The sequence below is a fragment of the Streptomyces sp. NPDC019443 genome (genome assembly GCF_044389785.1).
In the GTDB taxonomy this organism is placed as follows: domain Bacteria; phylum Actinomycetota; class Actinomycetes; order Streptomycetales; family Streptomycetaceae; genus Streptomyces.
In genome coordinates, this window is the sequence record NZ_JBIRYJ010000030.1 from 22190 (window position 1) to 43269 (window position 21080).

General features: G+C 68.8%; 18 protein-coding genes and 1 riboswitch. Of the genes, 5 read left to right on the top strand and 13 right to left on the bottom strand.

All coding sequences use genetic code 11. The annotated features are described in order from the left end of the window. The first annotated feature begins 66 nt into the window (after positions 1-66). Entirely contained in the window at positions 67-894 is an 828-nt protein-coding gene (locus tag ACH492_RS38760) for a PhzF family phenazine biosynthesis protein (protein ID WP_398993963.1), read from the top strand. Between the two features lie 73 nt (positions 895-967). On the opposite strand, the gene ACH492_RS38765 is transcribed toward ACH492_RS38760, so the two are convergent. Next, positions 968-1720 carry a CPBP family intramembrane glutamic endopeptidase gene (locus ACH492_RS38765; protein WP_373430158.1) on the bottom strand — a complete coding sequence of 251 codons (753 nt, stop codon included), beginning with the start codon at positions 1718-1720 and terminating at the stop codon, positions 968-970. 208 nt (positions 1721-1928) lie between these two features. On the opposite strand from ACH492_RS38765, the gene ACH492_RS38770 reads away from it, so the two are divergent. After that, complete coding sequence (locus ACH492_RS38770) at positions 1929-3728, top strand: substrate-binding domain-containing protein (protein ID WP_398993965.1); 1800 nt, start codon at positions 1929-1931, stop codon at positions 3726-3728. A 52-nt stretch (positions 3729-3780) separates the two neighbouring features. Here the strand turns inward: ACH492_RS38770 and ACH492_RS38775 are convergent, their stop codons facing one another. Continuing rightward, entirely contained in the window at positions 3781-5292 is a 1512-nt protein-coding gene (locus tag ACH492_RS38775; protein WP_398993967.1) for a glutamate-cysteine ligase family protein, read from the bottom strand. Between the two features lie 500 nt (positions 5293-5792). On the opposite strand from ACH492_RS38775, the gene ACH492_RS38780 reads away from it, so the two are divergent. Both ACH492_RS38780 and ACH492_RS38785 read left to right on the top strand, forming a co-directional pair. Further along, positions 5793-6380 carry a hypothetical protein gene (locus ACH492_RS38780; protein ID WP_398993969.1) on the top strand — a complete coding sequence of 196 codons (588 nt, stop codon included), beginning with the start codon at positions 5793-5795 and terminating at the stop codon, positions 6378-6380. A 349-nt stretch (positions 6381-6729) separates the two neighbouring features. Further along, on the top strand, positions 6730-6936 hold the full coding sequence (locus ACH492_RS38785) for a DUF5999 family protein (RefSeq protein ID WP_307664751.1): 207 nt from the start codon (positions 6730-6732) through the stop codon (positions 6934-6936). Positions 6937-7013: 77 nt separating this feature from the next. Here the strand turns inward: ACH492_RS38785 and gcvP are convergent, their stop codons facing one another. After that, positions 7014-9899, bottom strand: a complete 2886-nt coding sequence (gene gcvP, locus ACH492_RS38790; protein WP_398993971.1) for an aminomethyl-transferring glycine dehydrogenase — start codon at positions 9897-9899, stop codon at positions 7014-7016. A 181-nt stretch (positions 9900-10080) separates the two neighbouring features. Continuing rightward, a riboswitch (glycine riboswitch) is annotated at positions 10081-10178 on the bottom strand. Between the two features lie 101 nt (positions 10179-10279). Here gcvP and ACH492_RS38795 point away from each other — a divergent pair. After that, positions 10280-10675, top strand: coding sequence for a PRC-barrel domain-containing protein (locus ACH492_RS38795; RefSeq protein ID WP_307666065.1), 396 nt, complete (start codon positions 10280-10282; stop codon positions 10673-10675). On the opposite strand, the gene ACH492_RS38800 is transcribed toward ACH492_RS38795, so the two are convergent. From ACH492_RS38800 to ACH492_RS38845, 10 genes are all read right to left on the bottom strand, one after another. Continuing rightward, entirely contained in the window at positions 10585-12204 is a 1620-nt protein-coding gene (locus tag ACH492_RS38800; protein WP_398993973.1) for a DNA polymerase IV, read from the bottom strand. The genes ACH492_RS38795 and ACH492_RS38800 overlap by 91 nt on opposite strands. A 93-nt stretch (positions 12205-12297) precedes the next feature. Next, complete coding sequence (locus ACH492_RS38805) at positions 12298-12894, bottom strand: MerR family transcriptional regulator (RefSeq protein WP_398993975.1); 597 nt, start codon at positions 12892-12894, stop codon at positions 12298-12300. A 167-nt stretch (positions 12895-13061) separates the two neighbouring features. Further along, complete coding sequence (locus ACH492_RS38810; protein ID WP_006123076.1) at positions 13062-13535, bottom strand: bifunctional nuclease family protein; 474 nt, start codon at positions 13533-13535, stop codon at positions 13062-13064. A gap of 53 nt (positions 13536-13588) precedes the next feature. Then, the gene (locus tag ACH492_RS38815) at positions 13589-14332 is read right to left on the bottom strand and encodes a MerR family transcriptional regulator (protein WP_398993977.1); all 744 of its coding nucleotides are present in this window, start codon (positions 14330-14332) and stop codon (positions 13589-13591) included. A gap of 43 nt (positions 14333-14375) precedes the next feature. Beyond that, positions 14376-15257, bottom strand: coding sequence for an FHA domain-containing protein (locus ACH492_RS38820; RefSeq protein ID WP_398993987.1), 882 nt, complete (start codon positions 15255-15257; stop codon positions 14376-14378). Positions 15258-15405: 148 nt separating this feature from the next. After that, positions 15406-16314 (bottom strand): DUF881 domain-containing protein, encoded by a 909-nt coding sequence (locus tag ACH492_RS38825; RefSeq protein WP_398993979.1) that lies wholly within the window; start codon positions 16312-16314, stop codon positions 15406-15408. Between the two features lie 5 nt (positions 16315-16319). After that, a complete protein-coding gene (locus tag ACH492_RS38830) occupies positions 16320-16652 on the bottom strand; it encodes a small basic family protein (protein ID WP_015032176.1) in 333 nt (110 codons plus the stop codon). Then, on the bottom strand, positions 16649-17578 hold the full coding sequence (locus ACH492_RS38835) for a DUF881 domain-containing protein (RefSeq protein ID WP_398993981.1): 930 nt from the start codon (positions 17576-17578) through the stop codon (positions 16649-16651). Before ACH492_RS38835 ends, ACH492_RS38830 begins: the two co-directional genes overlap by 4 nt. Positions 17579-17675: 97 nt before the next feature. Beyond that, positions 17676-20171, bottom strand: coding sequence for a sugar phosphate nucleotidyltransferase (locus tag ACH492_RS38840; protein ID WP_398993983.1), 2496 nt, complete (start codon positions 20169-20171; stop codon positions 17676-17678). Positions 20172-20283: 112 nt separating this feature from the next. After that, entirely contained in the window at positions 20284-20892 is a 609-nt protein-coding gene (locus tag ACH492_RS38845) for a CDP-alcohol phosphatidyltransferase family protein (RefSeq protein ID WP_398993985.1), read from the bottom strand. Between the last annotated feature and the right edge of the window lie 188 nt (positions 20893-21080).

Genomic DNA, 21080 nt, shown 5'->3' on the forward strand with positions numbered 1-21080 from the left:
CCAATCGGTCCAGCAACCCCGAATTGGCCTTGGCCTGCGGCTTTGCGCCGCCCCTACGGTCAGCTCATGCGGATTCGAATCGTCGACGCCTTCACCGACCGCCCCTTCACCGGCAACCCCGCCGGAGTCCTGCTCCTGGACTCCGACCGGTTCCCCGACGACTCCTGGCTCCAGCAGGTGGCGACCGAGGTGAACCTCTCGGAGACCGCCTTCGCCCACCCCCTGCCCGCCGACGGCGAGGCCGACTGGGCACTGCGCTGGTTCACCCCGGCCACCGAGGTCGACATGTGCGGGCATGCCACGCTGGCCACCGCCCATGTGCTGCACACCACCGGCACCGCGAGCGGCACGGTGCGCTTCGCCGCACGCTGCGGCATCCTCTCCGCCACCGCCCACGAGGACGGCACGATCACCCTCGACTTCCCAACGTCCCCGCTCACCCCCGTCGAGATCCCGGACGGCGTCGCCGAGGCGCTCGGCGCCAAGGTCATCTCGGCGCACGACACGGGCCCGCACATCGGCGATCTGGTCGTCGAGCTGGCCGACGAACAGGCCGTACGGACACTGACCCCGGACTGCCGTGCCCTGACGGTCCACTCGAAGCGCGGCATCATCGCCACCGCCGCCGCCGAAGACCCGGCCGGCTCCTACGACTTCGTCTCACGCGGCTTCTTCCCCCGGGTCGGCATCGACGAGGACCCGGTGACCGGCAGCGCGCACACGGCGCTCGCGCCGTTCTGGTCCGCCCGTCTCGGCCGTACGGAACTCACCGGCCTGCAGGCCTCCGCCCGCTCCGGCCTGGTCCGCACCTCGCTGCGCGGCGAGCGCACCCTGCTCACCGGCCACGCCGTCACGGTCATCGACGGCGAGCTGCTGACCACGCCCAGCAGCTGACCGCGCCGACCGGCCTACCGCACATGCCAAGGGGCGTACGGCAGCCGCCGTACGCCCCCTCACTCCACCCCGGTCACGGCGTGGGCAGCCATCCCACCTTCCCGGCCAGCAGCGCGTACCCGACGAAGGCCGTGATGTCGAGCAGCGCGTGCGCGGCCACCAGCGGCCCGACCCGCCCCCACCGCCGGTAGAGCAGCACGAAGACCGCGCCCATCACCATGTTGCCGACGAAGCCGCCGATGCCCTGGTAGAGGTGGTACGAACCGCGCAGCACCGAGCTCGCCACCAGCGCCGCCATCGGCGTCCAGCCCAACTGCCCCAGTCTGCGCAGCAGATACCCGACGACGATCACTTCCTCCAGTACGGAGTTCTGGATCGCCGAAAGGATCAGCACGGGGAATTTCCACCACACCTCGGGCAGCGCTTCGGGCACCACGGTGAGGTTGAACCCGGAGGCCCGCGCCACCAGATAGAACGCGAGCCCGGCACCACCGATGCCCGCCGCGACGAGCGCGCCGCGCCCGAGGTCCGCCCATGGTCTGCTCCGGTCGAAACCGATCGACCGCAGCCCTACGCCCTCCCGCAGCAGCAGATGCGCGACGAGCAGGACGGGCACCAGGCCCGTCGCGATGTCGAAGAGCTGCCAGGCGAGATCGAGCCACGGCCGCCCAGGGGCGTACGACGCGTTCAGCGTCGCCGCCTGTTCCTTGAGGCCACCCGGCTTTGTCAGCGATCCGACAAAGCTGATCAGCGCCGATACTCCGCTCGCACCCAGCGAGACCGCGAGTACGAGCAGTGTCTCGGATCGCAAGATCCTTCGCGACATGCCCTCTTGAGGAAGAGAATCAGCCACGCGTCCCGCCTCCGCCTGCACACCTGCCTCCAGTTGAGTAATCCCGCCTCATCCCCATCCTCGTCCCGCTAGGGTCTCGAATACAGGTACGAAGATCGCGCGCGACAGGCCGGGGGACGAGCGTCATTGCGATGACGCGGTCCCCTTTTCCTTGCTCATCGTTCAAGGAGGGGCACACCGCATGGGACGTCACAGCTTGCCCGACGAGGAGGCGACGGACGCAGGCAGGTCCCGTCCCCGGGGGCGCCGTCGCACGATCGCCGTCGCCACGATGCTTGTCCTCGCGGTGGTGGCGGGGACTGGGATCGCGGCGCAGAGCGGCCTGCTGTCCTTCGCGGAGTCGTGCGAGGACTCCGCCATACGCCTGGACATCGTCGCCTCCCCCGACATCGCCCCGGCCGTGCGCGAAGTCGCCGACCGCGCCCGCGCGGAGAAGATCACCTCGGACGGCCAGTGCATGGACGTACGCGTCGCCGCCCGCGAGAACTACGAGGTCGCGCAGGCACTCGCCGCCGGCAGCGCCACGCCCGACTACGAAGTGTGGCTGCCCGACTCCGGCGTCTGGTCCAAGCGCGCCAAGGCGCTCGGGGACGGCGTGCCATTGACGCCGGCGGGCAATGTCGCGGTCTCCCCGGTCGCCCTGGCCACAGTCCAATCGGCGGGCGCCACGCTGGGCTGGCCCAGGAGGACATACACCTGGGCGCAGTTGGCGGCGGCCACCACCACGACGGACAAGGTGCGCCTCGGCGCCGCCGACCCCGCCCGCAGCGCCACCGGGCTGCTCGCGCTCACCAGCGTCTCCCGGTCCGTGGCGAAGGAGGGTCCGGATGCCGACACCAAGGTCGCGGCCATCGCCAAACTGCTGTCTCAGCGGGTCTCCGAGGCGGACGCGCAGGTCCTGCGCACCCTGGCGCCGGACTCCGGCACAGGGGCCGACTCCCGACGCAATCACGCCGTGTTCCTCTCCGAGCAGGCCTCCTTCGCGTACAACTCGGCCCATGGCGGCGCCGACGGCCTCGAGCTCTTCTATCCTACGGACGGCGTGCCCCGGCTGGACTTTCCGTACCACCTGGTCGACGAGGGCGAGCTGAGCACCGACGAGGCCCGGGCTGCCATCCGCTTCATGGCGCTGCTCGGCGAGCAGGAGTCCCGGCGGACGCTGGCGGCGCACGGCTTCCGCCCGCCCGACAACTCGGCGGTCGGCGAGAGCCTCGTACGCACCGCGGGCGGCGACGACCCGCAGCCGTACGACGCCTCCAACTCCAAGATCACGGCCGAGCCGCTGTCGTCGGACGCCCTCCAGGAGACGCTGGGCATGTGGACCATCACCGTGCAGAGCGCCCGGCTGAGCACGGTCGTCGATGTCTCGGGATCCATGCAGTCGCCGGTGCCGGGCCGTGGCTCGCAGAGCCGGCTCGATGTCACCAAAGCCTCCCTCCTCCAGGCGCTCGACCAGTTCACGCCCGAGGACGAGATCGGGCTGTGGGAGTTCGCGACCGGGCTCGACGGCCCGCGGGACTACCGAAAACTGGTGGCGACGGCTCGGCTCGGCGCTCCCGCCAAGGGCGAGGGCACCCAGCGGGCGCGGCTCGCCAAGGCCTTCGAGTCGCTCGCACCCGTGCCGGACGGCGCGACCGGACTGTACGACACGACGCTCGCGGCCTACAAGGAGGCCCAGGCCACCTATGTGAAGGGCAAGTTCAACGCCCTGGTCATCCTCACCGACGGCGCCAACCAGGACCGGTTCGGCATCTCCCGCAGCTCGCTGATCTCCGAACTGAAGGAGCTCGCCGACCCCGAGCGCCCGGTGCCGCTGATCGCCATCGCGGTCGGGCCGGACGCCGACCTTCAGGAGGTCGACCAGATCGCCAAGGCGACGGGCGGCGCGGGCTACCAGGTCAGCGACCCCGCCGAGATCCAGGCCGTGATCCTCAAGGCGATCATGGCGGTCGGCCAGGCGGGCCAGACCGCCGCTCAGTGAAGGCCGCTCAGTGAAGGCCCGCTCACTGAAGGCCCGCTCACTGAAGGCCCGTTCAGGAGTGCGCGCCGGGGAAGCCGACCGGCCAGGTGTGCACCGGCTCGCCCTGGTGCATCAGCTCGCAGTAGCGACGGGTGGTGGCGGCGAGGGCTGCGTCCCGTTCGAGACCGGCCTCCAGCGCGCGATGGTATGTGTCGGCCTGCCACGACGCCCCGTTCACCCGCCGCTTGCACCGCTCCTCGATCACTCCGAGATAGAAGTCCCGGTCGGCGGGCTCGACGTTCCACGCGTCGAGTCCCGCAGCGGCCAGCGGCAGCAGTTCGTCGCGTACGAGTTTGACGGCCGGCACACGCGTGATTCCGCCGGCCCGGCCGGGGCGCGGCCACTGGAGCTCGGCGTCGATGCCGTGTCGGCACGCGGTGTCGAAGTTGTCGGCCGCCGCGGCGAAGGGCAGCCTGCTCCACACCGGCCTGGCCTCTTCGGCGAGCGCGCGCACCAGCCCGTAGTAGAAGGCGGTGTTGGCGATCACATCGGTGACGGTGGGCCCGGCGGGCAGTACGCGGTTCTCCACCCGCAGGTGGGGCACGCCGTCGACGACTCCGTACACCGGGCGGTTCCAGCGATAGACCGTGCCGTTGTGCAGGACGAGTTCCTGCAGCCGCGGAACACCGCCGTCGTCGAGCACCCGCAGCGGGTCTTCGTCGTCGCAGATCGGCAGCAGGGCAGGGAAGTAGCGAAGATTCTCCTCGAAGAGGTCGTACGCCGAGCTCACCCACCGCTCGCCGAACCAGGTACGCGGCCTGACTCCCTGGGCCTGGAGCTCGGGCGGTCTGGTGTCGGTGGCCTGCTGGAACAGCGGCGGCCGCGACTCGCGCCACAGCTCCCTGCCGAACAGGAAGGGCGAGTTGGCCCCCACGGCGACCTGCACGGCGGCCACGGCCTGCGCGGCGTTCCACACATCGGCGAAGCGCGCGGGCGTCACCTGGAGGTGCAGTTGCACCGAGGTGCAGGCGGCTTCGGGAGCTATCGACGCCGAGGTGCAGGTCAGCCGCTCCACGCCCTCGATGTCGAGCATGAAGTCCTCGCCGCGCGCCGCGACGATCTGGTCGTTGAGCAGCATGTATCTGTCGACGTCGGAGAGGTTCGCGGAGACCAGGTCATGCTGGGCGAGTGTTGGCAGAATTCCAATCATCACGATCCCCGAGCCGACCTCGGCCGCTTTCCGGTTCGCATATCCGAGACCGGTACGCAACTCCTCGGCAAGCTGGTCCAGAACCCTCCCGCTCAACCGGTGCGGAACAATATTTACTTCCAGGTTGAACATTCCGAGCTCGGTCTGGAAATCACGGCTCGCGATGCGCTCGAGAACTTCCGCATTCATCATCCGTGGCAGCCCGTCGGCACCCGCGAGATTCAGCTCGATCTCGAGGCCCATGAGATTCCTGGGCCGGTCGAATCTCTTCTCCGCCAGCAGCCTCCCGAGTCCCGCGAGGCACTGCTGCAACTTTCGCCGGTACCTTTGCCGATCGGACAGGTCGATCCCGCCTGCCACGACCTTCTCCCCCATCGAAGCGTCCCTCCTCGAGTGGGCACCACGGAGCATCAGCCGCTCGCGTCACGGACGATAATGCCCAGACTGACTGATCCCTAACGTCCCGCGAACGGTCCGCAGCCGGTACTGTGTACCGAGTGATCGAGCGGCACATTCCTTCGGCATGATGCACTCCGCAGTTACACCGCCTGATGCCTGGTGAAAAACACCGACTGGTTTCGGCCTACCGTTCGACCGATAAAATCCCAGGCTGCGGACCTGCCCTCACGAAAAATCGGCAGAAAAACCGCAACAGAAAGACCTGATACCGCCTTACCGGAAATACGCACGAGCGCTAGCGGAAACACTGTGAGAACACGTTTCGTATAAACTCCGTGAACGAGGCAGAGAGTTGGCGCCCGGTGGCCTTTCCGGCCCCTCTGGTCCCCGCACGCTGACAGCGCCGTCCGCACCTGCCCTTGCCCCTTGCACCAACCCTTGCACCAACGTGTCTCCGAAGTGAGAGGCGACCCATCATGCCGCTGCTTGTCCCCCCGGCTCCCGCGCCTGCCCTGCGCAGCGTCCTCGCGGCACTCGGTTCCCCGACAGCCGTCCGCGAGGCCCGCACACCCGCCCTCAGGTCCGTCCAGGGACCTCTGAGCCCCGAATTGCCGCTGCCCGTCCACGTACTGGATCAGATCGTGCCGAGCGACAGTGCCCCCTACACCCGCCTCGCGGGCTGGCGTTTTCTGATCCGCAGCGGCGAACGAGCCGTGGCAGCGGCGGAGACGATGCTGACCCCCGACGGCTGGACCTTCTCCCACTTCTTCGAAGGGCCCTACCTGAGCTCCACCGAACGGGCGTTGCGCCAGGCCGAGTCGATGAAGACTCACTTCCAGCCACGGCTGCTTTCCATCCCCGAGCTCTACATGCTCACTCTCTGGCTGCACGGCGACACGGACGCCGACGCCTCGACCGGCACACCCCTTCCGACGGACGTCCTGGTGCCGCTGCGCCCCGCGCCTCCCGGCATAGCGGCACACCGGGCGCACCGCGTCGCCGATCTGCTGCCGGTGATGACCCTGCGGCTCACACCGGCACCACTGCTCGGCTCCCCAGCCTGACCGTCCGCCCCCCTCCGCCCCGCTCGAGCCCGCACGCGCGCTGCTCGAGCCCAGCTCACGCCGCCCTTCGCGCCCCGTGACCACCCGGTCGCGGGGCGCACTCCTGCCCCATCCGGACTAGCCCATACCGGCCACCCCGAACCACCCGAAAGGACAGTGGAGTTGAGCTGAACCGTCCGCCCGAGTGATACGTCATTAACCAGTAAGAAGAGCTGCCGCGAAATCCCTGCGGATTGACGCCCGTAGGGCAACACTGGGATCGGACCGACAGATACGGGGGGCGGCCATGAACACCTCATCGAGCCGCAGGACAGTCACAGTCACTACAACGCAGCGAGAGAACCCACCCATGTGCCAGCACCAGCCAGCCTGCCCGACATCCGACTCAGCCGACCGGGAAGCCGCCCGTCTCATGGCGCACCACCCGGAGCAGGGCTGGAGCCTGCTGTGCAACGGCGTACTGCTCTTCGAGGACACCGGTGAGCTGCTGCCGGACGGCCAGATCATCGCGCCGCACCGGCCGCGGGCGAGTGGGCAGGTGATGACGGCCGCCTAGCGCCGTCCGTACGACAAGGGGCCGGCCCGGAGACTGATCTCCGCACCGGCCCCGACGCATGAGCGCCGCCGCGCCCGTCAGTTCTCGTACTCGTCCAGCGGCGGGCAGGAGCAGACGAGGTTACGGTCGCCGAACGCACCGTCGATCCGGCGCACCGGCGGCCAGTACTTGTCCGAGGCGCTCACTCCGGCCGGGAAGACCGCGTCCTCGCGGCTGTACGAGTGCTCCCACTCCCCGCCCAGGGCCGCCGCGGTGTGCGGGGCGTTGCGCAGCGGGTTGTCCTCCGCGGGCCACTCGCCCGAAGCGACCTTCTCGATCTCCCCGCGGATCGCGATCATCGTGTCGCAGAAGCGGTCGATCTCGGTCAGGTCCTCGCTCTCGGTGGGCTCGATCATCAGCGTGCCGGCCACCGGGAAGGACATCGTCGGCGCGTGGAAGCCGTAGTCGATCAGACGCTTGGCGATGTCGTCCACGCTGACGCCGGTCGCCTTCGACAGCGGCCGCAGGTCCACGATGCACTCGTGCGCGACCAGACCGGCCGGGCCGGTGTAGAGCACCGGGTAGTGCGGCTCCAGTCGCTTCGCGATGTAGTTGGCCGCGAGCACGGCGACCTGCGTGGCCCGCTTGAGGCCCTCGCCGCCCATGAGGCGTACGTACGCCCAGGAGATCGGCAGGATGCCCGCCGAGCCCCACGGAGCGGCCGAGATCGGTCCCACGCCCGTCTCGGGTCCCGCGGTGGGCTGGAGCGGGTGGTTCGGGAGGTACGGGGCGAGGTGCGCCCGTACGCCCACCGGACCGACGCCGGGGCCGCCGCCGCCGTGCGGGATGCAGAAGGTCTTGTGCAGATTGAGGTGCGAGACGTCGCCGCCGAACTTGCCCGGCTTGGCAAGGCCCACCAGCGCGTTGAGGTTGGCGCCGTCGACGTACACCTGGCCGCCGGCCTCGTGCACCTGTGCGCAGATGTCGGCGACATGCTCCTCGAACACGCCGTGCGTGGACGGGTAGGTGATCATCAGGACCGAGAGCTGGTCGCGGTACTGCTCGATCTTGGCGCGCAGGTCCTCGATGTCCACCTCGCCGTCGTCGGCGGTCTTCACCACGACGACCTTCATGCCCGCCATCACGGCGCTGGCGGCGTTGGTGCCGTGCGCGGAGGACGGGATGAGGCAGATGGTGCGCTGGTCGTCACCGTTGGCGCGGTGGTACGCGCGCACGGCGAGCAGACCCGCGAGCTCGCCCTGCGAACCGGCGTTGGGCTGGATGGAGACCGCGTCGTACCCGGTGACCTCGGCGAGGCGCTCCTCCAGCTCATGGATGAGCGTGAGGTACCCGGCGGCCTGCTCGACCGGCGCGAAGGGGTGGATCTGCCCGAACTCCGGCCAGGTGACCGGCTCCATCTCGGTGGTCGCGTTCAGCTTCATGGTGCAGGAGCCGAGCGGGATCATGCCGCGGTCCAGCGCGTAGTCGCGGTCGGCGAGCTTGCGCAGGTAGCGCAGCATCGCAGTCTCGGAACGGTGCTGGTGGAAGACGGGGTGGGTGAGGTAGTCGTCCGTGCGCAGCAGGGCGGCCGGCAGGGTGTCGTCGGTCGCCGCGTCGAGCGCCTCGACGTCGGCCTCGACGCCGAAGGCGACCCAGACTGCGGTCAGTTGGGTACGGGTGGTGGTCTCGTCACACGCGATGGAGAGGTGGTCGGCGTCGACGAGGTGGAGGTTGACCCCGCCCTCACGCGCGGCGGCCACGACGTCGGCGGCCTTGCCCGGCACCTGTGCGGTCAGCGTGTCGAAGTACGCCCCGTGGACGACCTCGACGCCACCGGCCCGCAGCCCCTCGGCGAGGATCGCGGCGTACCGGCGGGTGCGCTGCGCGATTCCCCTGAGCCCATCCGGGCCGTGGTACACGGCGTACATCCCAGCCATCACGGCGAGGAGCACCTGGGCGGTACAGATGTTGCTGGTGGCCTTCTCGCGGCGGATGTGCTGCTCACGAGTCTGCAGCGCGAGCCGGTAGGCCTTGTTGCCGTCCGCGTCCACGGAGACGCCGACGAGCCGGCCGGGCAGGCTGCGCGCGAACTTCTCGCGTACGGCCATGAACCCGGCATGCGGGCCGCCGAAGCCCATCGGGACGCCGAAGCGCTGCGTGGTGCCCACCGCGATGTCGGCGCCCAGCTCGCCGGGCGAGGTGAGCAGGGTGAGCGCCAGCAGATCGGCGGCGACGGTGACGATCGCGCCGAGCTCGTGCGCCTGCTCGATGACGGGCTTGATGTCGCGTACGGCACCGGAGGCGCCCGGGTACTGCAGCAGCACGCCGAAAACGCCGCGCTCCGCGATCTCGGCCGGGATGCCGTCGCTGAGGTCGGCGGTGACCACCTCGACGCCGGTGGGCTCGGCACGGGTCTCGATCACCGCGAGGGTCTGCGGCAGAGTGTCGGCGTCGACCAGGAAGACGCCGTTCTTGACCTTGCCGACCCGGCGGGCCAGCGACATGGCCTCGGCGGCGGCCGTTGCCTCGTCGAGTAGCGAGGCACCGGAGGTGGGCAGACCGGTCAGGTCGGCGACCATCGTCTGGAAGTTGAGCAGCGCCTCGAGCCGGCCCTGGGAGATCTCCGGCTGGTACGGCGTGTACGCGGTGTACCAGGCCGGGTTCTCCATGACGTTGCGCAGGATCACCGGCGGCGTGAAGGTGCCGTAGTAGCCAAGGCCGATCATGGGCGCAAGCACCTGATTGCGGTCGGCAAGCGTGCGCAGCTCGGCGAGCACATCCGCCTCGGTACGCGCGCCCGGGAGGTTCAGCGCCTCCGCGCTCTTGATCACATCAGGCACCGCGGCGGCGGTCAGCTCGTCGAGCGAGCCGTAGCCCACCTGTGCAAGCATCTTCGCCTGGGCCGCGGCGTCGGGCCCGATGTGGCGCTGCTCGAAGGGGGTGCCTCGCTCAAGCTGGGAGAGCGGAATGCGGTTGGCGGTCATTTGGGAGGCCTCCTGGTCTGACACGACCGGCGAGGGGCACCACGGCGCGGATGCCCGAACGGCCTCCCCCTCTGTCATCTCAACCTGAGAGTTTCACCGGGGCGTGCGCATGCCACGCTCCGGCTTTCACCGTCGGTGAGAGCGGATGCCGTCCGACGCCCGCCCTGCTTTCCAGAGTGACCTCGTCCGTGCGGTACAGGGGCCTGAGAGATTCCGGGGAGGATTTGCTCCTTCGGCGCCGCCGGCACTTTCACCGGTGGACTCTCCCGCACGGGGTCAGCAGCCGCTTGCCAGCCTACCAGCGCGTCCCTCGTCGATCGCTCAAGTGGCCGACACCCTCGATGTGCACTTTTGTAGTATTTAAACAGCAGTTGCGACCTATTGGAGGGACCGTGCAGACCGATATCGATCCGCGCAGCCTGATCGGCCGCAAGGCGTTCGACCGCAACGGCCACAAGATCGGGACTGTGGACGAGGTGTACCTGGACGATGCCACGGGAGTGCCCGAGTGGGCGGCTGTGCGGACCGGCCTGTTCAGCCGGGACGCGTTCGTCCCCCTGGAGCCGAGCAAGCTGGTCGACGACACCCTGCATGTCCCGTACGAGCGCTCGCTGATCAAGGATGCCCCGGACTTCGGCGTCGGCCGCCATCTCTCCCCGGAGCAGGAGCTTCAGCTGTACCACCACTACGGCCTCGACCTCTCCGAGGCCCCCGAGACGCCCGCTCCCTCCTCGGGGGACCGGTCCTTCGGCCGCGTCGCCGGCCAGGAGGACTGACCCGCACTCTCCACCGCCGCGGGCAGCGCGACGAGCGGCAGCGGATCGGAGAGCTCCAGATCGGGGTCGTCGACCCGGAAGGTGCGTACGCGCCCCGGCGGCGACCCCGGCTCCTCGAACCGGACGGTGACGCGGCCGAGCCCGCTGCCCTGCACCCACCCCGCCCCGTATTCGGCATGCCGCACGTCGTGCCCCGCGGCCCAGCGCCGCGCCGCGAGCGCCTCGTGCTCCGCCCCGCCCGCCCCGGCCTCTGCTCCCGCCCGGGCCCCTACCCCGGCCGCGACCCCGGCCCCTGCGCCTGCCCCGGCCCCGGCCCCGGCCGCGACCCCGGCCCCTGCCCCTGCCCCTGCCCCTGCCCCTGCCCCTGCCCCTGCCCCCACCGCGGCGTCGGCCTCGGGCGTCTCCCGCTCGCCCTCCGCCGCCTCCTCGTGTGCTTCGCGCTCTGCCTGCTCATCGGCCGCGGCCTGCGCGAAGAGATCCTCCTGGGTGTAGTCCGCGAGCCCCGTCACGCCCACCCCCAGCAGCCGCACCCCGCCCGTGGTGTCCACCGCCTCCAGCAGCCGCCCGGCGGCCTCCCGCACCACCGCCGGATCGTCCGTCGGCCCGCGCAGCGTCTCCGAGCGCGTCAGCGTCGAGAAGTCGTACCGCCGCACCTTCAGCACGATGGTCCGCCCCGAGTGCCCGGACGCCCGAAGCCGCTGCACACACCGGTCGGCCAGCCGCTCCACCTCGATCCGCACCCGCACCCGGTCGTGCAGATCCACATCGAAGGTGTCCTCCACCGACACCGACTTCGCGTCCCGCTCGGCCACCACCGGCCGGTCGTCGTACCCCATGGCCATCAGGAACAGCGAGGTCCCGTGTGCCTTGCCCAGCAGCCGTACGAGCTCGTCCTCGCCCGCCTCCGCCAGCTCGGCGACTGTCGTCATCCCGGCCCGCCGCAGATGCTCCCCGGTGGCCGGCCCCACCCCCGGCAGCGTCCGCACGGACATCGGCCCGAGCAGCTCACGCTCCGTCCCAGGCTCTATGAGCAGCAGACCGTCCGGTTTCGCCTGCTCGGAGGCGATCTTGGCGAGCATCTTGGATCCCGCGAGCCCGACGGACCCCGTCAGCCCGGTGACGGCGAGGATGTCTCCGCGCAGCCGCTCACCGGCCGCCCGCGCGGAAGCCGAGTCATCGGCCGAGCCCCCCGCCTCCAAGTCGACGAAGGCCTCGTCCAGGCTCAGCGGCTCCACCAGCGGCGAGAGCCTGCCCAGCAGCTCCATCACCTGCTCGCTGACCGCACGGTAGAGCGAGAAGCGCGGCACGAGATACGCGGCGTTCGGCGCCAGCCGCCTTGCCTGCGCCATCGGCATCGCCGAGTGCACGCCGAAGCGCCTCGCCTCGTACGAAGCGGTGGCGACGACCCCGCGCGGCCCGAGCCCGCCGACGACGACCGGCTTTCCGCGCAGACTCGGCTTCGCCGCCTGTTCGGCGGCGGCGAAGAAGGCATCCATGTCCAGATGCAGAATCGTCGGCGCGGTTCTCACATGTTCGATGCTGCCCTACGCCACTGACAATGGCGCCGCCGGACGAGCGCGCCATCCGGCAGTGGCGACGGCAACGACGACCGGCCTCGGCGCTCAGACGGCCCGGTCGCGCCTGCGCCTGGCCAGCTCGTCCGCGGGGTTGTTCCCGACGAGGGTCTCGCCGGTGTCGATCCGCTCGCCGTGCAGCTGAGACAGCGCCGCCTCGACATCCCGCCACACCACGCCGACCGCGATCCCGAAGACCCCCTGGCCGCCCTGGAGCAGGTCGACCACCTCGTCGGGCGACGAGCACTCGTAGACCGTGGCGCCGTCGCTCATGAGCGTCATGCGTTCGAGGTCCGTGAAGCCGCGCGCCCGCAGATGCTGCACCGCGGCCCGAATGTTCTGCAGCGCCACACCGGTGTCGAGAAAACGCTTGACGATCTTGAGGACGACCACATCGCGGAAGCTGTAGAGCCGCTGGGTGCCCGATCCGTACGCCGGCCGCACACTGGGCTCGACCAGCCCGGTACGCGCCCAGTAGTCGAGCTGTCGATAGGTGATGCCCGCCGCCGCACACGCGGTGGGCCCCCGGTAGCCGATCGTCTCCCTCAAGGAGTCGGCCGCACTCTCGTGAAGCGGATACGGCCCGCCCTCCCCCAGACTCCGTCCGGGGGCGCCCCCTGCCGTACCGTCGCCGCTGCTTCTCACGCCGACCTCCGTCCTTGACCTGCCATCTCGACGGTAGGCAGTCACCCGGGGTGCGTCAACGATCGCCACACTCGGCACGCCGAGTGATAATCACCCTAAGAGTGGTTTCTCGTGCCCGTATTCGGGGAAAGGCTACTCGAATGTGCCAACGCCGCCTGTCGCGGCGGTCACTGGCTGTTGGTGCCGAAGTCCTCGGGCGAGATCTGATCGAGGAACTCGCGGAACTTCTCCACCTCGTCCTCCTGCTCGTCCGGGATGGCGATTCCCGCGTCGTCGAGCACCCCGTCACTGCCGTAGATCGGCGTACCGGTGCGCAGGGCCAGCGCTATGGCGTCGGAGGGTCTGGCGCTCACCTCGACTCCGCTGGCAAAGACCAGCTCCGCGTAGAAAACCCCTTCGCGCAGGTCAGTGATGCGGACCTCGGTGAGCTCCTGGCCCACCGCCTCCAGCACGTCTTTGAAGAGGTCATGCGTCAGCGGCCTGGCCGGTGCCATGCCCTGCTGGGCAAAGGCAATGGCGGTGGCCTCCCCGGGACCGATCCAAATGGGGAGGTACCGATCGCCTCCCACTTCACGTAGGAGCACGATCGGTTGGTTCGAGGGCATTTCGACCCGGACACCCACAACGTCGAGCTCGTTCACACAGCAACCCTAGGACTTGCCCGACCGGTTTGGGTAGTCGGGCTCCCCCATGATCAGTGCAGCCGTACTCCGAGCGCCGTCTGCACCAGGGCCGCGTGAAGCCGCACCGACAGGGCCGCCAGCTCTTTCGTGGTCGCCTCGGCATGCGCTCTGGTCTGCGGATTACGGTGCCGCCGCAAGGGTGCGACCAGCTGCTCGACCAGTCCTGCCTCACGGTCTGCGGCTGCCTTCATCGCCCGCAGATGCCGGGGTTCGAGACCGAATCTCCCCAGATCCGCAACCAGCCGTGCAACGGTCACCGATTCGGCGTCGTAACCGCCGTCCACGTCCCGCGCGAGCAGGCCGTACGACTCCCACTCGTCCAGCTCCGCCTCACTCACCTCGGCGGCGGCGAGAAGCTCTGAACGGCCCACCCTGGCTGCGGTCACACGCTCCGAGTCGGATTCCCAGGCGCCGTCGAGCAGCTCCCGCTGCGGCCCCTGCGCGGGCAGCTGCACCTGCTCGCCGCGGCCGAGGGCGTCGAGATGCTCGCGGATGACCTTCAGCGGAAGATAGTGGTCCCGCTGCATCCGCAGCACCTGGGCCAGCCGCTCCACGTCCTCGGTGCTGAATTTGCGGTACCCGGACGGGGTGCGCCGCGGCTCGACCAGCCCCTCGGCTTCCAGAAAACGGATCTTGGAGATGGTCACTTCGGGAAACTCGTCGCGCAGCTGGCTGAGCACCGTGCCGATGCTCATCAGCCTCTCGCCCGCTGTGGCGGTGCCGTGACCGGCACCGCCAGTCGGTGTTCGCAGCATGTACCTTCCCTGGGGGTCCCCCCGGACGGAGTCTGGGGGAGGGTCACACGCCCCGCTGGCTCGCATAGAAGACCAGCCGGTACTTGCCGATCTGGACCTCGTCACCGTTCGACAGGAGGACCGAGTCGATCCGCTCGCGGTTGACGTAGGTGCCATTGAGACTGCCGACGTCCGCGACGCTGAACCTACCGTCAGGGCCCCTGCGGAACTCCACATGACGCCTCGAGACGGTGACGTCGTCGAGGAAGATGTCGCTCTGCGGGTGACGGCCGGCCGTGGTCAGCTCGCCGTCGAGCAGGAAGCGGCTGCCGGAATTGGGCCCGCGGCGCACCACCAGGAGCGCCGAGCCGAGCGGCAGTGCGTCGACTGCCGCCTGGGCCTCGGGAGAGAGCGACGGAACCTGCGTCTGGCCCGTCACTTCCGAGTCGTACGCCTCGAGGCCCGAGATGGAGATCGTCGAGGTCGTCTCCGAAGGACGCTCCGCCGGCGCCCCGGCACGCAGCGGCGCGCCGCAGTTGGAGCAGAACCGGCTGGCCTCGGCATTGCGGTGCCCACACCTCGTACAAACCAAGGCCGACATGGAAAAATCCTCCTGCCGCGGCTGCCCCGCGTGGGGATTGGTCGCATACGGGTCCGAGGAAAACCCTCCACCCGTACTTGAGGTTGATGGTTCCCCGAAACCTATGCGGCCGGGACCTGCAGGGTCAACAGACGACGCGCCCTGACCGCCCGAAATGTCACCGCCCGGACCACCGACCTCGTCCCGGAAGAGCGGGCGCTCACCGCCCTGCTCCTCACTCTGGCCATGGCGCGGTGCGCGATGCCTGGCGTTGCCGCCGTCCTCGCGTGCGCTCTTGCCGAACAACTTCCCAAACAACTTCACGGGCGATTCCCCTTGACCGAAATAGACCCGCCCGTGGGGCAGGACGAACCCTCAATGACCACACCTGCCGACCCGGACATCCTCACAACGTCCGTAACCACCAGACAGTTTCCACCACGCGGCACGCTTGTGATGGGCCGACCCCCCGCAACGTCATGCCCTGGTCCGCCCGACCCCATGCATCCCCGCCTCACGGCGCCGACGACCGAGCGTAGTCAGGCCGCTTCGCAGGTCGCAAGGCATCCACGACGATCTTCTGCGAGCGCTCCACCGTGGCGGTGGCCTGCTCCTTCTCGAGCGTCTGCACCACACCGCCGGGGATGTTGAGGGCGGGCTCCAGATCCTGCGGCTTGCCGATGACCTTGAAGCGGTACGGCGCGGTGATCTTCTTGCCGTCCACCTCGATCTCACCACCCGTACCTGTGAAATGCGTGTCAGCGACGACCCGGATGTCGTTGACCTGGATCGCTTCCGCACCGGCGGCGCGCAGTTCCTGGATCGCGTCGAGCAGCATGTCCGACTCAACCGTGCCGGACGGGTCCTCGATGGTCAGCGTGATGCCGGGGCCCTGTGCCGCGACCGTGCCCGCCAGGATGCCGAGTTGCTGCTCCTTCTGCCGCGTCTGCTTGCGCGCCTCTTCCGCCTGGTCCGAGCTGTTCTCCAGTTCGGCGCGCTGGTCCTCGAGACGCTGCTTCTCGTCCTCGAGGCGCTGGGTGCGATTGTCGAGTTCGTCGAGGATGCGGACCAGGTCCTCCTGGCGGGCGCCCCGCAGCGCGCTGTTGTCGCTGGTCGAACGGACCTGGATGGCGAGCCCCAGGCCGAGGACGAACAACAGCACGGCAACGATGAGTTGAGCGCGGCTGACCCGCGGCGGCCACAGCACCGCGACGAGCCGCTGGCGGCCGGTCTGCTGCTCGGCCTGGGGTTGGTCCGGCTCAGCCTGCCCCGGCACGGCCTGCTCGGGCTTGGGCCGCTCGGCCTGCTCGGGCTTGGGCTGCTCGGCCTGCTCGGGCTCGGGCTTGCGCTCGGGCTGGTCCGCCGACGGCACAACCGCCTCCGGCTCCTCGCCCTTCGGCTTCGGGTTCTCTTCGCTGTTCATCGGCCTCACGCCCGGAACACATGCCGGCGGATCGCGGCAGCGTTGGAGAAGATCCGGATGCCGAGCACGACCACGACACCCGTGGACAGCTGGGCGCCGACGCCCAACTTGTCGCCCAGGAACACGATCAGCGCTGCCACCACCACGTTCGACAGGAAGGAGACGACGAAGACCTTGTCCACGAAGATCCCGTCGAGCATGGCCCGCAAGCCGCCGAAGACCGCGTCGAGAGCCGCGACGACAGCGATCGGCAGATAGGGCTCGACCACCGCCGGTACCTCGGGTCGGACCAACAGTCCGACCACGACTCCCACGATGAGGCCCAGTACGGCGATCACGATGTGCCCTTCCCTGTGTCAGCCGTGCCCTGCCCGTTGCCCTTCCCGGCGTCGGCGGTCTTCGGCTCTGCTGTACGTACGATCAAGCTCGGCGCCGCCGGCAGACGCACCTTCTCTTCGTTGGAGATGCTGGCGCGGATACCGAAGTTCTCCTGCAACGCGTGCAGATACTGTCCGTCGGCACTGTCCTGGAAGGCAGTGCTCAACTTCTTGCCGTCCCCCACCGCGAGCACCGTGTACGGCGGCACCAGCGGCCTGTTGTCGACCAGTATGGCGTCGCCCGCCGCGCGGATCGCGGACAGGGCGGTCAGCCGCTGCCCGTTGATCGCCACTGCTTCCGCACCCGACTCCCAGAGCCCGTTGACGATCCGCTGCATATCGCGGTCGCGGACCCGGCCCGTGTCGCTGAAGCCGCTGCTCTCCCGCGGCCCGTCGCCGCCCTGGTCGGTGTCCTTCGCATCGTCGACGACGAGCTTCACACCCGGCCCCTCGACCTCGGTGGCGCCGGCGAGCAGTGCGACGAGTTCCCCCTGGCCCCCGCCCTGTGTCTTGAGGGCCTTCCGCTGCCGGTCCCCCACCTCGTCCCGGAGTTTGTCGACGCTCCGCTCCAGCGCGTCGGCGTCGGACGTCTCGGCGCCGATCCGGTCGATGAGCTCCTCGCGCTCCTTCGCCACGACCGGTGCCGATATCCGCGCCTGCGCGGCCCCGACGGTGACGACAAGAGCCGCCAGCACAAGTCCGGCGGCGAGTCCGAGCTTCGCACGCAGCGTACGGGGCAGTCCCCCGCCCTCGGCCTCCCTGCGGGCCGTCGCCTCCGCGTAGCCTTCGTCGAGGCTGTGCTCCATAACGTTCGTCAGCAGCGACATGGACGCATCGGGACGTACGGGTGGAGCGCCGGTGCTCCGAACGGGGGGCTGCTGCGACATGCCGCACATCGTCGCACGTCGCAGGCGCTACCGCCGAATGGCCCCACCGGTGTGCCGGAAGCCATCGAAAGACAACTTCCGGCACACCTGTCCCACCTCAGTTACCTGCGCTGTCCACGACGGCCGACCACTCGTCGAGCAGCGCCTGCGCCGAAGCGTCGTCGGGCCCCTCTGCCCACAGATGGGTGACGGCCTCCGCGGGGTCGGGAAGGACCATGACCCAGCGGCCGTCGGGCTCGACGACCCGCACCCCGTCGGTCGTATCGACGTCCCGGTCGCCGGCCGCCTCGACGACGCGTCGCATCACCAGTCCCTTGACCGCCCACGGCGTCGCCAGATCACGCCGCAGCACATGCGCCCGCGGAATCCGGGCATCGATCTGGCTCAGCGTGAGCTGCGTACGAGCCACCAGGCCGACCAGCCGCACGAAGGCCGCGAAGCCGTCGAAGACACTGCTGAACTCCGGAACGATGAAGCCACCACGGCCGTCTCCGCCGAAGATGGTGGTCTCCTCCCGGCCCACACGCGTCAGATCGTCGGGCGATGTGGTCGTCCACTCCACCTGTGTGCCGTGGTACGCCGCCACCTGCTCGGCGATCCTGGTGGTCGTCACCGGCAGCGCCACCCGCCCGCTGCGCCGTTCGGCCGCGACCAGGTCGAGCAGCACCAGCAGCGCGCGATCGTCCTCGACGATCCGCCCGCGTTCGTCAACGAAGGACAGCCGCTCGCCGACGGGGTCGAAGCGCACACCGAAGGCCGCCTGTGAGGAGGCCACGATCTCGCCCAGCCGCACCAGCCCGGACCGGCGGGTATCCGCCGATTCGGTGGGCCGGGACTCGTCGAGCCCCGGGTTGATCGTCAGGGCGTCCACACCGAGCCGTCCGAGCAGGTTGGGCAGCACAAGCCCGGCGCTGCCGTTCGACGCGTCGATGACGACCTTGAGCCCCGATTCGGCGATGCCCGAGGTGTCGACATTGCGCAGCAGTGCGCCGGTGTACGAGTCGAAGACACTGGACGGGAAATGCAGGTCCCCGATCTCGCCCGGGAACGCACGCCGGTACTCCTGACGCGCGTACACCCGGTCCAGCTTCCGCTGCCCGGCCTGCGAGAGGTCCGCCCCGCGCTCGTCGAAGAACATGATGTCCACGGAGTCGGCCACACCCGGCGACGTACGGATCATGATGCCGCCGGCGCTGCCGCGCGCGGTCTGCTGTCGCGCGACCGGCAGCGGTACGTTCTCCAGATCCCGTACGTCGATGGCACTGGTCTGCAGCGCCGAGATCACGGCCCGCTTCAGCGCCCGGGCACCCCTGGAGTGGTCACGCGCCGTGGTGACCGACGCCCCCTTCTTGAGGGTGGTGGCGTACGCACCTGCCAGCCGCACCGCCAGCTCGGGCGTGATTTCCACATTGAGGATTCCGGTGACGCCACGAGCGCCGAAGAGATGCGCCTGGCCCCGCGACTCCCAAATGACCGAGGTGTTGACGAACGCGCCCGCCTCGATCGTCTTGAACGGGTAGACCCGCACATTGCCCTGGATGATCGATTCTTCGCCCACGAGGCACTCATCGCCGATCACGGCGCCGTCCTCGATGCGAGCGGCACGCATGATGTCGGTGTTCTTGCCGATCACGCAGCCGCGGAGGTTGCAGTGCTCCCCGATGTACACGTTGTCGTGGATCACGGCCCTATGGAGAAAGGCGCCACTCTTGACGACCACGTTGGACCCGACGACCGTGTGCTCGCGGATCTCCGCATCGGCTTCGACCTTGGCGTAGTCACCGATGTACAGCGGACCACGCAGCACGGCGGCCGTGTGCACCTCCGCACCTTCAGCGACCCAGACACCTGGGGAGATCTCGAACCCGTCGATCTCCACATCGACCTTGCCCTCCAGGACATCGGCCTGTGCCTTTACGTAGCTCTCGTGTGTGCCCACGTCCTCCCAGTAGCCCTCGGCGACATAGCCGTAGATCGGCTTGCCTTCCTTCATGAGCTGCGGGAACACATCCCCGGACCAGTCGACCGAAACGTCTGCCTCGACGTAGTCGAATACCTCGGGCTCCATGACATAGATGCCCGTATTCACGGTGTCCGAGAAAACCTGTCCCCAGGTCGGCTTCTCCAGGAAACGTTCGACCTTTCCCTCTTCGTCCACGATGGTGATACCGAATTCCAGCGGATTCGGCACCCGCGTCAGACACACTGTGACCAGTGCGCCCTTCTCCTTGTGGAAGGAGATCAGATCAGTGAGATCGAAGTCTGTGAGCGCATCACCGGAGATGACAAGGAACGTATCGTCCTTGAGCGCTTCCTCGGCGTTCTTCACACTCCCCGCGGTGCCGAGTGGCTTCTCCTCATTGGCATAGCTGAGCTCCATCCCGAGCTCTTCGCCGTCCCCGAAGTAGTTCTTGACGAGTGAGGCGAGAAACTGCACGGTTACGACGGTCTCATTGAGCCCATGCCGCTTGAGCAACCGCAGCACATGCTCCATGATCGGCCGGTTGACCACCGGCAGGAGTGGCTTGGGCATACTCGAGGTCATGGGGCGAAGTCGGGTACCTTCGCCACCGGCCATCACGACGGCCTTCATGTCGGAAGCGTCCTCCTTGAAGAGACGACGGTCTAGCCGACTTCACCCGCCCAAAGAGGCGCTCGGGCGTCATACGCGGCCGGCAACACTGCACGACAACGCATCGACGAGGTCAATCGGCCACTGCATCCGCCTTGACGAGGCGGCGGACCTGGACCACATAGAGGATCCCTGCCCACCAATACAGAGTTGTACCCCATCCCGCGAACGCCCATCCGAAAATAGCAGCCAGTGACGCAAGCCACCCACTTCCGTCACTGAGGAGCAGTAGGGGGAAGGCATACATGAGGTTGAACGTGGCCGCCTTGCCCAGGAAGTTCACCTGGGGCGGCGGATAGCCGTGCCGGCGGAGGATTCCCACCATCACCAGCAACATCAGTTCCCGCGCCAATAGGGCCGCGGTGAGCCAGATGGGCAGAATCTCGCGCCAGGTCAGCCCCACCAGGGTGGACAGGATGTACAGACGGTCAGCGGCCGGATCGAGAAGCCGCCCCAGGCGACTGATCTGGTTCCATCGCCGGGCAAGCTTGCCGTCGAGATAGTCACTGACGCCGCTCAGCATCAGCACGAGCAATGCCCAGCCATCGCTCTTGGGGCCCCCGAACTCGGGGCGAAGAATCAGCCACAGGAAGAGCGGCACACCGGCGAGGCGCGCCATGCTGAGAATGTTGGGGATGGTGAGTACCCGGTCCGTCTGAACGCGGGTCTCCTGGACCTCCACCCGGGGGCCTCCTGTGTGGAACGTGCCAACGATGCCCCCTGACCTTACCCTCAGCCACTGCCGACGCCTGCACAGGGGTAGTACCGCCCCCTGAACGCAGAAAAGCCCCGCACCAAAATGGTGCGGGGCTTTCCCACAATGATTGTTCGGCGGCGTCCTACTCTCCCACAGGGTCCCCCCTGCAGTAC

What these genes read in the sequence shown, in the direction of transcription:
- ACH492_RS38765 (WP_373430158.1), bottom strand. Translation starts at nt 1,720, where the DNA reads ATGTCGCGAAGGATCTTGCGATCCGAGACACTGCTCGTACTCGCGGTC.
- ACH492_RS38815 (WP_398993977.1), bottom strand. Translation starts at nt 14,332, where the DNA reads ATGCTGCGAACACCGACTGGCGGTGCCGGTCACGGCACCGCCACAGCG.
- ACH492_RS38840 (WP_398993983.1), bottom strand. Translation starts at nt 20,171, where the DNA reads ATGAAGGCCGTCGTGATGGCCGGTGGCGAAGGTACCCGACTTCGCCCC.
- ACH492_RS38780 (WP_398993969.1), top strand. Translation starts at nt 5,793, where the DNA reads ATGCCGCTGCTTGTCCCCCCGGCTCCCGCGCCTGCCCTGCGCAGCGTC.
- ACH492_RS38770 (WP_398993965.1), top strand. Translation starts at nt 1,929, where the DNA reads ATGGGACGTCACAGCTTGCCCGACGAGGAGGCGACGGACGCAGGCAGG.
- ACH492_RS38775 (WP_398993967.1), bottom strand. Translation starts at nt 5,292, where the DNA reads ATGGGGGAGAAGGTCGTGGCAGGCGGGATCGACCTGTCCGATCGGCAA.
- ACH492_RS38760 (WP_398993963.1), top strand. Translation starts at nt 67, where the DNA reads ATGCGGATTCGAATCGTCGACGCCTTCACCGACCGCCCCTTCACCGGC.
- ACH492_RS38825 (WP_398993979.1), bottom strand. Translation starts at nt 16,314, where the DNA reads ATGAACAGCGAAGAGAACCCGAAGCCGAAGGGCGAGGAGCCGGAGGCG.
- ACH492_RS38785 (WP_307664751.1), top strand. Translation starts at nt 6,730, where the DNA reads ATGTGCCAGCACCAGCCAGCCTGCCCGACATCCGACTCAGCCGACCGG.
- gcvP (WP_398993971.1), bottom strand. Translation starts at nt 9,899, where the DNA reads ATGACCGCCAACCGCATTCCGCTCTCCCAGCTTGAGCGAGGCACCCCC.
- ACH492_RS38835 (WP_398993981.1), bottom strand. Translation starts at nt 17,578, where the DNA reads ATGTCGCAGCAGCCCCCCGTTCGGAGCACCGGCGCTCCACCCGTACGT.